The sequence below is a fragment of the Pantoea sp. BAV 3049 genome, assembly GCF_009765445.1.
Lineage (GTDB): Bacteria > Pseudomonadota > Gammaproteobacteria > Enterobacterales > Enterobacteriaceae > Erwinia.
Genome location: NZ_WHOY01000031.1, coordinates 1,844,893 through 1,857,709 on the forward strand (window position 1 = coordinate 1,844,893; position 12,817 = coordinate 1,857,709).

Below are 12,817 nucleotides of genomic sequence, written 5' to 3' on the forward strand. Positions count from 1 at the left end.
GGCCACCTGAAAAGTTACTTCTGGCAATTTGGGCAGAAGAAGGTGCTGCGCTGAGCGTGTCTGGCACTCTCAATCGGCGTATTGCATACCCGACAGGGTTCACCTGCACGGCCATACACCTGCAATTCCTGTGCAAAATAGCCCGGTTTTCCGTCCGTCTGCAAAAAATCTTTCAGGGTAGTGCCACCCTGTTCAATTGAGCGCAGCAGAACCGCCTTGATGGTGTTGACCAGCAACGCGCCTTCTTCATGGCTCAGCGTCATCGCCATACGATCGGGATGGATCCCGGCGGCAAAGAGCGATTCGCTGGCATAAATGTTACCCACACCGACCACCAGTTTGTTATCCATCAGCCAGGGTTTCACCGGTGTGCGCTTGCCACGCGACTTCTCAAACAGATAGTCCGCACTGAACGCCTCGCTGAGCGGTTCAGGCCCCAGGTGGGCCAGTACGTTACTGGCGGCAAGGTCGCTGCTCCACAGCCAGGCACCAAAGCGGCGCGGATCGGTATAACGCAGTACTTTGCCGTTGCTCATCACCAGATCAACGTGGTCATGTTTGTCAGGAGGCAGCTCTTCCGGCAGGATCCGCAGGCTGCCGGACATCCCCAGATGAATAATGATCCAGCCTTCGGGCAGCTCCAGCAGCAGGTATTTTGCGCGACGCTGCACGCTGAGCACCGGCTGGTCGCTCAGGCTGTGGATTTCATGGGATACCGGCCAGCGCAGGCGGCCGTTGCGGACAATCGCATGCAGAATAGTGGCCCCGACAAGATGTGGTTCAATCCCACGCCGGCTGGTTTCAACCTCTGGTAATTCTGGCACTCAGCTGCCTCCTGCTGTTTTACTTGCCCACAAAAGAAAAAACCCCGCCGAAGCGAGGTTTTTCATCCACCAAAATCAATTACTTGATTTTAGCTTCTTTATAGATCACGTGCTGGCGGACAACTGGATCGAATTTCTTCAGTTCCAGTTTTTCCGGCTTAGTACGTTTGTTCTTCGTGGTGGTATAGAAGTGACCTGTACCAGCAGAAGAAACCAGCTTGATCTTCTCACGAATACCTTTAGCCATGTTTCAGTTCCTTACCTTAGTACTTCTCACCGCGGGTACGCAGATCGGCCAGAACCGTCTCAATACCCTTTTTATCAATTACGCGCATGCCTTTGGCAGTGACGCGCAGTGTAACGAAGCGCTTTTCGCTCTCAACCCAAAAACGGTGAGAGTGCAGGTTCGGCAGGAAACGGCGTTTCGTCGCGTTCATTGCGTGGGAACGGTTATTACCCGTTACCGGACGCTTGCCAGTTACTTGGCAGACTCGTGACATGTCTATTCTCCAAAAATCAAATCAGCTCGAGCTTTAAAAATAAGGTTTTGGCCGCCTCGTCAGGCTCGTAGCCCATCCAGGCGAGTTCTATGTGAACCCGCTGAGCAGGCCCAAACGCCAAACCCGAGATTCTCAAAGGTGGCGTAGTATACGCCCTGCGCCGCTGGTGCTCAAGTCCCGAACAGATAAAGATCCCTTTGGATCGTGCAAAATTGCTCCATTTGAACAGTAAAACGCCCCGTGTATTAGCGGAAACCGGCTTGCGGTCAGACAATTACGCCTTCAGAGCCATCCCCGCTCGGCAAACGAAACATATTCGCCATGTCCGATCACCAGATGGTCGAGTACGCGGATTTTCATCAGCTGGCAGGCCGCGATAATTTGTCTGGTGATCTCTTTATCTGCTTTGCTGGGCCGGGAAAGCCCGGAAGGATGATTATGCGCCAGGATTAGCGCAGCGGCATTATGCTTCAACGCTTCACGCACAATTTCACGCGGGTGGACTTCCACGCTATTGATTGTTCCGGCAAACATCTCACAGTGGTGAAGCATCTGGTGCTGGTTATCGAGGAAAACCACCATAAAGATCTCCCTCTCCCGATGCGCCAGCGTGCTTCTTAAAAAACTGAGCATATCCGCAACACTCTCCACACACTGATGCTCCAGCACCTCGTTGCAGGTAAAGAAGCGTCGCCCCAGCTCCGCGATTGCATTCAGCTGCGCGTATTTGGCAACCCCCATTCCTTTGATAGGTTTAAACGCGGTTTCGCCCGCTGTCATCAGTTGATACAACGAACCAAATTGCTCGATCAGCTGTGCGGCCAGCGTCATCACGTGCACGCCTTTCGCTCCCGTGCGTAAAAATATCGCCAGCAACTCCTCGTCCGTCAGTACCCTCGCCCCTTTTTGCAGCAGCTTTTCTCGTGGCGGGATTGTCAGCCATTGTTCTTCCATTTGTTTGCACTCCTTTTCCGGCCCCGAAAAGCATGGCATTATATACAGTAGTTTTCCATCTGTTTTAGTCCGCTTCCCGATCGGCATCGCAAAGGCAACATTGTGCTAAAAGGTGGAGAGGCGGGAATGTGGTAAAATAGCGGAATTGTGACGCCAGTATGTGCGTCAGTCTGATTCTACGGGGCGGATAGCAGTATGACAGGATTAACCGGTAAACACATTGTTTTAGGCGTAAGCGGCGGTATTGCAGCTTATAAAGCGCCTGAGCTGGTCAGACGCCTGCGCGACCGGGGGGCTGAAGTACGGGTGGTCATGACCGAAGCCGCAAAAGCTTTTATCACACCTCTGAGCCTGCAGGCCGTATCGGGTTATCCGGTGTCTGATGACCTTCTGGATCCGGCTGCTGAAGCGGCAATGGGTCATATTGAGCTGGGCAAATGGGCCGATCTGGTGATCCTCGCCCCGGCCACTGCAGACCTGATTGCCCGCGTCACTGCGGGGATGGCTAACGATCTGGTGACCACTGTTTGCCTTGCCACACCGGCCCCCATTGCTGTGGTTCCGGCAATGAACCAGCAGATGTATCGTGCGTCTGTCACTCAGCACAATCTGCAGGTACTGGCAGAGCGCAACGTGATGATCTGGGGGCCTGACAGCGGCAGCCAGGCCTGCGGCGATGTCGGTCCGGGCCGGATGCTGGATCCTTTGGCGATCGTGGATGAGGCGGTCTGCTGGGCTTCCCCCGTCAACGACCTGAAACATCTCAACATTATGATTACCGCCGGTCCAACCCGCGAAGCGCTTGATCCGGTACGGTTCATTACCAACCACAGCTCAGGTAAGATGGGCTTCGCCATTGCGGCGGCGGCGGCAAAACGGGGCGCGAATGTGACGCTGATTGCCGGTCCGGTGGCGCTGCCAACCCCTGCCTGGGTCAAGCGTATAGATGTCATCACCGCGGCAGAAATGCAGCAGGCAGTGATGGCTGATGCGCATCGTCAGCACATATTTATCGGTACCGCAGCCGTTGCTGATTATCGCGCTGCGGAAGTTTCTGCGGAAAAAATTAAAAAACAGGGTGATGAAATTACCCTGCGGATGGTAAAAAACCCCGACATCGTGGCCAACGTAGCAGCGATGCAGGAGAGCCGCCCCTACGTGGTGGGATTTGCGGCAGAAACCCAGAATGTGGAAGAATACGCCCAACAAAAAAGGGTGCGAAAGAATCTGGATTTGATCTGCGCCAACGATGTTTCGAAAGCCGGGCAAGGCTTCAACAGTGACAGCAATGCCCTGCATCTTTTTTGGCAGGAGGGAGATAAGGTCTTACCGCTCAGCGATAAGTCGCTCCTTGGCCAACAGTTAACAGACGAGATAGTCAGCCGTTATGATGAAAAAAATCGACGTTAAGATTTTAGACCCGCGCGTGGGCAAAGAATTTCCTCTGCCCACCTACGCTACTTCAGGTTCTGCGGGTCTTGACCTGCGCGCCTGCCTCGATGAAGCCATCGATCTGGCACCGGGCGTCACCACACTGGTGCCAACCGGTCTGGCTATCCACATCGGCGACCCGCAGCTGGCAGCAGTGATCCTTCCCCGCTCTGGTCTGGGGCATAAGCACGGCGTGGTTCTGGGCAACCTGGTGGGCTTGATTGATTCCGACTATCAGGGACAACTGATGGTTTCCGTCTGGAACCGCGGCCAGACTGCGTTCATCATTGAACCCGGCGAGCGCATCGCCCAGATGGTTTTTGTGCCGGTAGTGCAGGCCGAATTTAATCTGGTGAACGATTTCGACACCAGCGATCGCGGTGAAGGTGGCTTCGGTCACTCAGGCCGTCAGTAGCAATCGGCCTCCCTCCGGGACGATTTACCAATTCCTATTTCCGCCGTGAGTATTTCGCTCACGGACGTTGCGTGGGCAATTGCCCGTTCAAGGTGATATTTCAGGGGTCTTTCAGGACATGGCAGAAAAAAAGAGTGCGAAAAGGAACCGTCGCGAGGAAATATTGCAGGCTCTGGCACAGATGCTGGAATCCAGCGATGGCAGCCAGCGGATCACCACCGCCAAGCTGGCGGCAAACGTTGGGGTCTCGGAAGCGGCACTTTACCGGCACTTTCCCAGCAAAACCCGGATGTTTGACAGCCTGATCGAGTTTATTGAAGACAGCCTGATTACGCGCATCAATCTGATTTTGAAAGACGAGAAAGAAACCCTGCCGCGTCTTCGTCTGATCATCCAGTTAATCCTGGGCTTTGGTGAGCGTAATCCAGGTTTAACGCGAATTCTGACCGGTCATGCGCTGATGTTTGAGCAGGATCGCTTGCAGGGACGGATTAATCAGCTGTTTGAACGCATTGAGGTTCAACTTCGTCAGGTGCTGCGCGAGCAGAAAATGCGTGACGGGGAGGGCTTCAGGACAGATGAAACGCTGCTGGCAAGTCAGCTGCTGGCGTTTTGTGAAGGGATGCTGTCCCGCTTTGTTCGTTCTGGTTTCCGCTATCGTCCAACGGTGGATTTCGACACCCGCTGGCCACTACTGGCCACCCAGCTGGTCTGACAGCACAATGAAAGTGGGCCAGTGAAAACTGGCCCGCAGCACATCAGATACCGTACTCTTTGCGGTAAGCACGAACAGAGGCCAGGTGGTCTGCCAGTTCGGGCTTCTCTTCCAGATAAGCAATCAGCTCGTTCAGGGTGATAATTGAAATCACCTTGCAGCCGTAATCCCGCTCCACTTCCTGAATTGCAGACGCCTGACCACGTCCGCGTTCCTGACGATCGAGAGAGATCAGTACGCCTGCCAGCGTTGCCTTGTTAGCAGCGATGATTTCCATTGATTCACGGATAGCCGTTCCGGCAGTGATCACATCGTCCACCAGCATGATGCGGCCCTGCAGCGGGCTGCCTACCAGCAAACCACCTTCGCCGTGGTCTTTCGCTTCTTTACGGTTAAAGCAATAAGGCACGTCGCGGTCATGATGATCGGCCAGCGCAACTGCGGTGGTAGTGGCAATCGGGATACCCTTGTAAGCCGGACCAAACACCAGGTCGAAATCAATGCCCGAATCAACCAGCGCCTGAGCGTAAAAACGCCCGAGGAGCGCCAGATCGCGACCGGAGTTAAACAGACCCGCGTTGAAGAAATAAGGGCTTTTGCGCCCTGATTTCAGCGTGAACTCACCAAATTTCAGCACCTGCTTGTTGATGGCGAATTCAATAAATTGGCGCTGCCAGGCTTTCATGTCTTCTTCCTCGTTTAATTGTAAAAAAAGGCGACTCTCGGGTCGCCTTAACAATCAGTTCTGTAATGCTGCTTTCTGCGCCTGAATCAGCGACTCAATCCCACCCCGCGCCAGCGCCAGCAGCTTCAGCAGTTCATCATGGCTGAAGGGTTCACCCTCTGCCGTGCCCTGAACTTCAATCATGCGGCCATCTTCCGTCATCACCACGTTCATGTCAGTTTCTGCAGCGGAGTCTTCCACATATTCCAGGTCACACAATGCTTCGCCGTTAACGATACCAACGGAAATCGCGGCAACCATGCCCTTCATTGGATTGGTCTTCAGCTTGCCGACAGACACCAGATGGTTCAGCGCATCGGCCAGCGCCACACAGGCACCGGTGATGGAGGCGGTTCGGGTACCGCCATCCGCTTGCAGCACATCGCAGTCGAGCGTGATGGTAAACTCACCCAGCGCTTTCAAATCCAGCGCGGCACGCAGCGAACGGGCGATCAGGCGTTGGATCTCCAGCGTACGACCACCCTGCTTGCCTTTGGCGGCTTCACGCGCGTTACGGCTATGGGTAGCACGTGGCAACATGCCGTACTCGGCGGTGACCCAACCCTGCCCCTGACCTTTCAGGAAACGTGGCACGCCCTCTTCAATGGTGGCGGTGCACAGCACTTTGGTATCACCGAATTCAACCAGGACTGAACCTTCAGCATGTTTGGTGTAGTGGCGGGTCAGTGTGACGGGACGCACCTGTTGTGCGCTACGGCCTGCTGGACGCATGGTTTATCTCCGGCTGGTAAAAACAGTATTGGCTGCGCATTATACGGATTTCACCGCCGGATGCCTATGACCGCCTGTCGGTTGCGGTGATTCTTATAGCATCCGGCGTCAGCCGGTAGTCTCAGTCCAGAGTTTTACGGTAGCTTTTCAGTCCGATCCCCATCACCACCACGGCCAGTCCAGGTAAAGGAAGCAGATCGGGCAGTAAAGCGACCAGTGTCACTACAAACAGAGCGGCAATCAGTGGGGTATTTTTCATCAGCTTCCTTTTTTTCAGTCTGCTTTCACTGTCATCATTTCGCCTGGCAGTGGCCAGAACGGCTTTGCACATCTTAATCATCCGGCTTTAAAACACCGGATACGCCAGCCGATTTGCCAGAGTTTGCCCTGACGCCTGTTAAGCCATCGCCTGCACCGCTATAATCCCCTCATCTTTCTCTGAAAACGGGTACGCATAATGATCCGCAGTATGACCGCCTACGCCCGGCGCGAAACCAAAGGCGAATGGGGCAGCGCAGCCTGGGAGCTTCGTTCCGTCAACCAACGCTATTTAGAAACCTACATCCGTCTGCCTGAGCAATTCCGTGGCCTGGAGCCGGTGATCCGTGAACGAATTCGTAACCGCCTGACGCGCGGCAAAATCGAATGCAACCTGCGCTTTGACGCCGACCCGCGTGCGCAGAGTGCGCTGGTGCTGAATGAGAAGCTGGCAATCCAGCTGGTTCAGGCGGCAAACTGGGTGAAAATGCAGAGCGACGAGGGGGAAATAAACCCGGTCGATATCCTGCGTTGGCCTGGCGTGATGTCAGCAGAAGAGCAGGATCTGGATGCCATTTCCGCCGAACTGCTGCGAGCATTGGATAGCGCGCTGGATGACTTTATCACCTCGCGGGAAACTGAAGGTGCGGCACTGAAGTCACTGATCGAGCAGCGTCTGGAAGGCGTCAGCACTGAAGTCACCAAAGTGCGTGCGCAAATGCCGGATGTGCTTAAATGGCAGCGTGAACGTCTGGTCACCAGGCTGGAAGAAGCGCAGGTGCAACTGGACAGCAACCGCGTTGAGCAGGAGCTGATCATGCTGGCGCAGCGCGTGGACGTGGCGGAAGAGCTGGACCGTCTGGAAGCGCACGTGAAAGAGACTTACAACATCCTGAAGAAGAAAGAGGCCGTTGGCCGTCGACTCGACTTTATGATGCAGGAGTTCAACCGCGAGTCGAACACCCTGGCCTCGAAATCGATTAATTCTGAAGTCACCACTTCCGCCATCGAGCTGAAGGTACTGATTGAGCAGATGCGCGAGCAGATCCAGAATATCGAATAAGAGATTTAGTACGGAACACTGAAATGAGCATCCTTTAAAAGCCCGCATCACGCGGGCTTTTTTATTCGTCAGCTCACTGGCCAGTTACAACATAAAAGCGGTCTTTTTCCCGGACAACCTTTGTCTGAACATCCCCACAGTTCCAGACCAGATGAAAGAACTCATCGGTGGTGACTTCCCAGTCAAGTCGGATGCGGTCATAGTCTCCCTGACACAACATATTACTGGCCTCACTGAAACAGGTAGCGCCAGGCTCGATACGGGACATCTGTTGGCTTTGATTCATTCTCTCTGCTCCCCAGGTTTTTACGTTTTTCAGCAAACTGCTCCGGCCGCAGCTAGGTGGTAAGGAACCACAGGCCTGCGGCATAAATCGCCACACCGACAATCACTGCCACACCAGGATTTCGCGTCACGCGGAGCGCGCCCAGCGTCATTAAAATCCCTGCTCCGTAACACAGCGCCCTGCCGTAACCGACGGCCATTGCCTGCTGAATGCCAGGGATCAGGGTGACGATCATAATGGCAGACAGCAACGATGGGCCCAGCGCAGAGAACACCGGAGATCCCTGCTCCGCCTTGTCATCAGTTCTGCCTTGTTTATTAAGCATGAAAGGGAGTGAGCGTAACAGCCAGGTGACGACTCCCATTGCGACCACGGTCAGCCACGCCTGGTCATAAGGCATAGTCATTCAGCTTCCCCCTTACGAACACCGCGCAACATCCACAGAGCGCTCCCGCCATCAATGCCAGCGCCGTCAGTCCCTGCAGATACAGCACGCCTGCCACGACTATCGACACAATCACCGGCATCCGGTGTCGTGGACTGAAGCTCTCCTGCACCAGCACCACAAACAGCGCGGGCAGAGCAAACGGCATCGCCTCTGCCAGTAGCGGAATGGCTTTGCTGAGCTGAACCCCGGCAATCGCCCCCAAAATGGTGCCGAATACCCATGAGAGATAGCTGAATATGCCCAGCCAGCTGAGCCAGCTACTGCGGGAGGCCATCATCACCTCCGGCATTCTGATCAGCGCTGTGGCGAACACTTCATCCGTCAACGTGAAAGCTGCCATCAGCTGTTTGCGTAATCCCGCTGGCAGTTGCCTTACCATCACCGCACCATAGAGAAGATGGCGAACATCCATCAGTGCGCACAGCCCCAGAACCAGATACCAGGCCGTCCCGGCATGTATCGCGGCCAGCAGCACGAACTGGCTGCCTCCGGCGAAAATCAACACTGACATAGCCACTACCAGAGACCCCGGCAGCCCGTTCACCACCCCAGCCATACCAAAAGCAAACGCGATAGGCAGGTATCCGGTCACAATGGGTAACGAGGCAAGCAGCGCCTGTTTAACCGTTTTTTCCATCTCACTCACAACGCTTGTAATACAAACAAATGCGTTCCCGCATCCCTGTCAGTTCGTCCACAGGTGGCATATAAACGACGATGATGCTGAACGGAGAACCCCGCCGCGCGCGCCAGATCGCTGAAGCAGTCCGGCGAAGTTTTCTGCTCAACCTCATAATCCAGCCCCGCCACCAGCGCCTCCAGTTCCAGAATATGGAAGCGATAGAAGACCTGCAGCGGATCGGCTGGCTGCTCTGGCAATGTCAGCGCGTGCAGGCTCTCCAGTAACCGACGGCAGCGGTACTCGGCACGGCCTTCATCGCCTACTCGTGCTTCAAACAACGCCTGCGGCACGTCCTGTCGCAGCATATGTACCAGGCGATGTTCATCCAGCGAGAGGCCGGTCAGTGACATCGGCACCAGGGTATCTGCTATATATTGCAGATGATGCTGCATCAGACCGATTTTGCGCTGCCTGATGGTGGAGAACGGACCGATCATTTCATCGGAAACAACAAAAATGCCGCCACTTGTCAGCTGCTCACGGGTAGAACTTAAAAACGCCAGCGTATCCAGATGATGGGAAGCGCCAACTGAGATAGCGGCATCGAACGGCTTTTCAGGCGCAGGCAGGTCGGTAATACTGGCCTTGCAGGGATGAACGTTCGACGAATGCCTGAACAGTTTTTTCAGGTGGTTAAAGGCCGTCTCGCTGGGATCCACGGTAGTGACCTGCAGCTCCGGCAGCAGCTCCAGCAGCAGCTCCAGCAGCATTTTCAGCGGCAGTCCGGGTCCGGTGCCAATATCAATAATTCGTATAGCTGCGGGTGAAAGGTGTTGAATCAACTGTTGCGCAATCGCCACTGACTGCTTTGCATAGGCCGGATGGACCAGCTCCCAGGCTGCATAACCATCCACATCGATCCGGTCTTCAAACAGCACATTATCGCTTTCTCGCTGGACTACCGGCGTCACTTCATATCGTGGAGCGGCACGCAACGGTACACAAGGTGATCCATTGCGGGTCAGGATCTCTGCCGCCAGACTCGACAGGCAGATGCTGTCAGATTGCGCCAGCATGTGCAGCCGGGAATGGCTGGCTTCATCCAGCTGACGCCAGGGTGAAATCGCCAGATTACTCAGCTCCAGAGCCTGCTGTAACCGCGGATTATCCACCGGCGTTTCATCCAGCCGCTCATGGCTTCCCTCACGTGAGAGACAAATCAGCCTGGGTCCCTGATCGTAAACATAAAAGGTCTGCATCCCTGGTGCTTCCGGCAGCAGCCTCTGCTGAAGCTGTTCCTCTGCACTCTGGGTATCCTCGCAGTCCGTGAAGCTGAGCCGCACGGCATTGACTCCCTGGCGGCTTTCCAGCGCCAGACGCCGGAATTGCTGTTGCAAGCCAGACCAGTCATCTTCGCTTTCAGGCCATTCGCGATAGATATCGTGTTCCCCAGGGGCCGCCTCTGCCAGCGTCGGGTAGATCACGCTGACCATCATCGAGGTCTGTTCATCCAGGCTCTGATAAAGATGAGGAGTGTCACCAGCAAAGCTGCAGCTTTTGCCTGCAGTCAGGAAGACGGGTTCCGACTGGGGTCCGGTCAGGGCCCGGCCCTTTAACACCACCACGTTCTCCTCCACTCCTGGCATGTGAGCTTCAGCGATCCGTTTGGTATGAGGGGCCATATCCATCACGTAGGTTTCAATGACGAAAGGAGAAGACTGTTTATTGATTAACCGGACGCTGACGCCGGTGGAGCTGGATTCTACTGACTGATCCTGCTCCTGAGAGATCAGTTCGCCAAACGGAACGCCGAGGGCATGCGCCAGCCGCCAGACTGTTTCAATGGTGGGATTGCCTCGCCCCGCCTCAATGCCGGAAAGGGTTGCTTTACCAATGCCGCTGGTTTCTGCCAGCCCTGACAGCGAAAGCCCCCGTGATTTACGAACCCTGGCAAGGCTCAGTGACACTGACTGGCGTATTTCACTCGACAGCAACATCGGATTTTCCACAACGTTCTCTCCTGAGGTGAACCCGGCGTTCTTTATAATGCCCGGCTTTGTTCCTTATAATGAACGATGTCAGTTGCTGTCAATTGTTTTACAGAAAATTCATCCCTCTCCGATAACTCAGGCCGCTTAACGTTAGGCTTACGGGCGTCACCAGGCTAAAATGCCCCCTGTTTATTTATGGATTAATTCGAGGCCTTTTATGCAAACTCTTCCTCCATGCCCGAAATGTCAGTCTGAATATACCTGGCAAGACGGCGTACTCTTTAACTGCCCCGAGTGTGGGCACGTCTGGTCTGAAGGTGCTGAAGCTTCAGCGGAGGACGTTCTGGTGGTGAAAGACGCCAACGGCAACCTGTTGGCCGATGGCGACAGCGTGACGGTGATTAAAGATCTGAAGGTTAAAGGCAGCTCAACACCGCTGAAAATCGGCACCCGGGTAAAAAGCATTCGTCTGGTGGAAGGCGATCACAATATTGACTGCAAAATCGACGGCTTTGGGCCGATGAAGCTGAAGTCCGAGTTTGTGAAGAAAAACTAGCCCCGTTTGAGCATTTGCCAAAATTGTCTACGCTTTATCGCTGAATGAAAAGAACAGGATAACCGTATGCAAGCACTGCTCATTTTGATGTTGGGCGCTTTTGTGTCGCAAACCACGGAATACCTGCCCATCGGACTGCTACCGCAGATTGCCGGCGACCTCCATGTTTCTCTGGGGGCGACCGGCTGGCTGGTGACCGGCTATGCCTGGATCATCACGCTGACCGCACTTCCCTTTACGCTGATGACCCGGCACATTGACCGCCGCACGCTTTTTCTGGCGCTGCTGGGCACCATCACCTTATCCAACAGCCTGGCACTGGTGACTCATAATTACTGGATGCTGGTGGCGATCCGCCTGATCGCCGCACTGGGGCACGGGGTATTCTGGTCGATACTGGCCGCCTATGCGGTTCGTATCCTGCCACAGATGTCACCGGGTAGGGCGACAGCCTGGGTCTTCTCCGGGATCTCGGTGGCTATTATTGTCGGTGTCCCGCTTTCCAGCGCGGTCGGGCTGGCATTTGGCTGGCAGAAAGGCTTTGGCCTGTTCGGTTTACTGGGCCTGCTGACCTTTATTGGCGGCTACTTCTGGCTGCCTTCCATAAAAACTGAACGCGGTGAAGGTAAAGCCGGTCTGCCACAAAACAATGCGCCGCTGTATGCAGCCGCTTTTACCACCCTGCTGATCATCACTGCGCACTTCAATGGCTACACATATATCACCAGCCTGCTGAGCAATAAGGTGCATATTCCGGACGCCGGTCATCCGATGATGCTGCTGGCCTTCGGGCTGGCCGGTGCCGTCGGTACGGTACTGGCTGGCTGGTTTGACCACCGGCCAATGCTCCTGGCAGTGATTGCCAGTGCCGGGATTGTTATGGCGCAGATCCTGATGCTGCCTGGTGTCGCCCAGCCGGTACTGGGATGGGTGGAGATGGTGCTGTGGGGCATGTCCGTTTCCATGCTGATAGTCGGGCTGCAAAGCTGGGTGATTCAGCTGGCACCGGAGCAGCCGGAAGCCGCCTCGGCACTTTATGTCTCCACCTTTAACATCGGTATTGGCGGCGGTGCGCTGACGGGTGGCATTATGCTGGCATCCAGCGGTGCGGGCGGCCTCCTCTGGCTGGGTATTGCGCTGGGTATCCTGGCACTTGCCAGCTATCTGCTACCCGGCATCCTGCGTCAGCGTCAGCTGGCTAAAGCCACCGAATAAACTTCTCTCTCCGGGCCGGAACATAACGTCGGCCCGGTTAATTACCCGTCATCCAGCCATCAGGCATAATCCGCAACCTCTTC

At 55.1% G+C, this 12,817-nt stretch carries 17 protein-coding genes; 6 read left to right on the top strand and 11 right to left on the bottom strand.

The genetic code is table 11. The features are described 5' to 3' along the window. Positions 1–14: 14 nt before the first annotated feature. From mutM to radC, 4 genes are all read right to left on the bottom strand, one after another. Positions 15–824, bottom strand: coding sequence for a bifunctional DNA-formamidopyrimidine glycosylase/DNA-(apurinic or apyrimidinic site) lyase (gene mutM / locus GSQ70_RS09400; RefSeq protein ID WP_158782286.1), 810 nt, complete (start codon positions 822–824; stop codon positions 15–17). A gap of 79 nt (positions 825–903) precedes the next feature. After that, entirely contained in the window at positions 904–1,071 is a 168-nt protein-coding gene (gene rpmG, locus GSQ70_RS09405) for a 50S ribosomal protein L33 (protein ID WP_001051798.1), read from the bottom strand. Between the two features lie 16 nt (positions 1,072–1,087). Beyond that, positions 1,088–1,324 carry a 50S ribosomal protein L28 gene (gene rpmB / locus GSQ70_RS09410; protein WP_034888493.1) on the bottom strand — a complete coding sequence of 79 codons (237 nt, stop codon included), beginning with the start codon at positions 1,322–1,324 and terminating at the stop codon, positions 1,088–1,090. Between the two features lie 282 nt (positions 1,325–1,606). Then, entirely contained in the window at positions 1,607–2,278 is a 672-nt protein-coding gene (gene radC / locus GSQ70_RS09415; RefSeq protein ID WP_158782287.1) for a DNA repair protein RadC, read from the bottom strand. Positions 2,279–2,473: 195 nt separating this feature from the next. Between radC and coaBC the strand changes: the two genes are divergently transcribed. The 3 genes from coaBC to slmA all read left to right on the top strand — a co-directional run bounded on the left by coaBC (position 2,474) and on the right by slmA (position 4,839). Then, entirely contained in the window at positions 2,474–3,688 is a 1,215-nt protein-coding gene (coaBC, locus tag GSQ70_RS09420; RefSeq protein WP_158782288.1) for a bifunctional phosphopantothenoylcysteine decarboxylase/phosphopantothenate--cysteine ligase CoaBC, read from the top strand. Beyond that, entirely contained in the window at positions 3,666–4,124 is a 459-nt protein-coding gene (dut, locus tag GSQ70_RS09425) for a dUTP diphosphatase (protein ID WP_158782289.1), read from the top strand. Before coaBC ends, dut begins: the two co-directional genes overlap by 23 nt. A gap of 118 nt (positions 4,125–4,242) precedes the next feature. Further along, the gene (slmA, locus tag GSQ70_RS09430) at positions 4,243–4,839 is read left to right on the top strand and encodes a nucleoid occlusion factor SlmA (RefSeq protein WP_158782290.1); all 597 of its coding nucleotides are present in this window, start codon (positions 4,243–4,245) and stop codon (positions 4,837–4,839) included. Positions 4,840–4,882: 43 nt separating this feature from the next. On the opposite strand, the gene pyrE is transcribed toward slmA, so the two are convergent. The 3 genes from pyrE to GSQ70_RS25740 form a co-directional block, all read right to left on the bottom strand. Next, entirely contained in the window at positions 4,883–5,524 is a 642-nt protein-coding gene (gene pyrE / locus GSQ70_RS09435; RefSeq protein ID WP_158782291.1) for an orotate phosphoribosyltransferase, read from the bottom strand. Positions 5,525–5,578: 54 nt separating this feature from the next. Continuing rightward, entirely contained in the window at positions 5,579–6,295 is a 717-nt protein-coding gene (rph, locus tag GSQ70_RS09440) for a ribonuclease PH (protein ID WP_158782292.1), read from the bottom strand. A 121-nt stretch (positions 6,296–6,416) separates the two neighbouring features. After that, positions 6,417–6,554 carry a hypothetical protein gene (locus GSQ70_RS25740; RefSeq protein ID WP_199257242.1) on the bottom strand — a complete coding sequence of 46 codons (138 nt, stop codon included), beginning with the start codon at positions 6,552–6,554 and terminating at the stop codon, positions 6,417–6,419. Positions 6,555–6,752: 198 nt separating this feature from the next. Between GSQ70_RS25740 and GSQ70_RS09445 the strand changes: the two genes are divergently transcribed. Then, a complete protein-coding gene (locus GSQ70_RS09445) occupies positions 6,753–7,616 on the top strand; it encodes a YicC/YloC family endoribonuclease (protein WP_158782293.1) in 864 nt (287 codons plus the stop codon). 73 nt (positions 7,617–7,689) lie between these two features. On the opposite strand, the gene GSQ70_RS09450 is transcribed toward GSQ70_RS09445, so the two are convergent. From GSQ70_RS09450 to GSQ70_RS09465, 4 genes are read right to left on the bottom strand one after another with little or no spacing between them, the layout of a single operon-like run. Continuing rightward, positions 7,690–7,902, bottom strand: coding sequence for a hypothetical protein (locus GSQ70_RS09450; RefSeq protein WP_158782294.1), 213 nt, complete (start codon positions 7,900–7,902; stop codon positions 7,690–7,692). Between the two features lie 52 nt (positions 7,903–7,954). Further along, complete coding sequence (locus tag GSQ70_RS09455) at positions 7,955–8,308, bottom strand: AzlD domain-containing protein (RefSeq protein ID WP_158782295.1); 354 nt, start codon at positions 8,306–8,308, stop codon at positions 7,955–7,957. Next, on the bottom strand, positions 8,292–8,987 hold the full coding sequence (locus GSQ70_RS09460) for an AzlC family ABC transporter permease (protein ID WP_158782296.1): 696 nt from the start codon (positions 8,985–8,987) through the stop codon (positions 8,292–8,294). The genes GSQ70_RS09455 and GSQ70_RS09460 overlap by 17 nt, the downstream gene beginning before the upstream one ends. A 5-nt stretch (positions 8,988–8,992) precedes the next feature. Then, on the bottom strand, positions 8,993–10,981 hold the full coding sequence (locus GSQ70_RS09465; RefSeq protein WP_158782297.1) for a helix-turn-helix domain-containing protein: 1,989 nt from the start codon (positions 10,979–10,981) through the stop codon (positions 8,993–8,995). Between the two features lie 199 nt (positions 10,982–11,180). Here GSQ70_RS09465 and GSQ70_RS09470 point away from each other — a divergent pair, with 199 nt between their 5' ends. Both GSQ70_RS09470 and GSQ70_RS09475 read left to right on the top strand, forming a co-directional pair. Further along, complete coding sequence (locus tag GSQ70_RS09470) at positions 11,181–11,519, top strand: zinc ribbon domain-containing protein YjdM (protein ID WP_158782298.1); 339 nt, start codon at positions 11,181–11,183, stop codon at positions 11,517–11,519. A gap of 66 nt (positions 11,520–11,585) precedes the next feature. Next, a complete protein-coding gene (locus tag GSQ70_RS09475) occupies positions 11,586–12,734 on the top strand; it encodes an MFS transporter (protein WP_158782299.1) in 1,149 nt (382 codons plus the stop codon). The last annotated feature ends 83 nt before the right edge of the window (positions 12,735–12,817 follow it).

Excerpts from the sequence above, each read along its gene's own strand:
- rph (WP_158782292.1), bottom strand. The coding sequence starts at position 6,295 with ATGCGTCCAGCAGGCCGTAGCGCACAACAGGTGCGTCCCGTCACACTG.
- GSQ70_RS25740 (WP_199257242.1), bottom strand. The coding sequence starts at position 6,554 with ATGAAAAATACCCCACTGATTGCCGCTCTGTTTGTAGTGACACTGGTC.
- pyrE (WP_158782291.1), bottom strand. The coding sequence starts at position 5,524 with ATGAAAGCCTGGCAGCGCCAATTTATTGAATTCGCCATCAACAAGCAG.
- GSQ70_RS09445 (WP_158782293.1), top strand. The coding sequence starts at position 6,753 with ATGATCCGCAGTATGACCGCCTACGCCCGGCGCGAAACCAAAGGCGAA.
- coaBC (WP_158782288.1), top strand. The coding sequence starts at position 2,474 with ATGACAGGATTAACCGGTAAACACATTGTTTTAGGCGTAAGCGGCGGT.
- rpmB (WP_034888493.1), bottom strand. The coding sequence starts at position 1,324 with ATGTCACGAGTCTGCCAAGTAACTGGCAAGCGTCCGGTAACGGGTAAT.
- GSQ70_RS09450 (WP_158782294.1), bottom strand. The coding sequence starts at position 7,902 with ATGAATCAAAGCCAACAGATGTCCCGTATCGAGCCTGGCGCTACCTGT.
- GSQ70_RS09460 (WP_158782296.1), bottom strand. The coding sequence starts at position 8,987 with ATGGAAAAAACGGTTAAACAGGCGCTGCTTGCCTCGTTACCCATTGTG.
- GSQ70_RS09470 (WP_158782298.1), top strand. The coding sequence starts at position 11,181 with ATGCAAACTCTTCCTCCATGCCCGAAATGTCAGTCTGAATATACCTGG.
- GSQ70_RS09475 (WP_158782299.1), top strand. The coding sequence starts at position 11,586 with ATGCAAGCACTGCTCATTTTGATGTTGGGCGCTTTTGTGTCGCAAACC.
- radC (WP_158782287.1), bottom strand. The coding sequence starts at position 2,278 with ATGGAAGAACAATGGCTGACAATCCCGCCACGAGAAAAGCTGCTGCAA.
- GSQ70_RS09455 (WP_158782295.1), bottom strand. The coding sequence starts at position 8,308 with ATGACTATGCCTTATGACCAGGCGTGGCTGACCGTGGTCGCAATGGGA.
- dut (WP_158782289.1), top strand. The coding sequence starts at position 3,666 with ATGATGAAAAAAATCGACGTTAAGATTTTAGACCCGCGCGTGGGCAAA.
- slmA (WP_158782290.1), top strand. The coding sequence starts at position 4,243 with ATGGCAGAAAAAAAGAGTGCGAAAAGGAACCGTCGCGAGGAAATATTG.
- rpmG (WP_001051798.1), bottom strand. The coding sequence starts at position 1,071 with ATGGCTAAAGGTATTCGTGAGAAGATCAAGCTGGTTTCTTCTGCTGGT.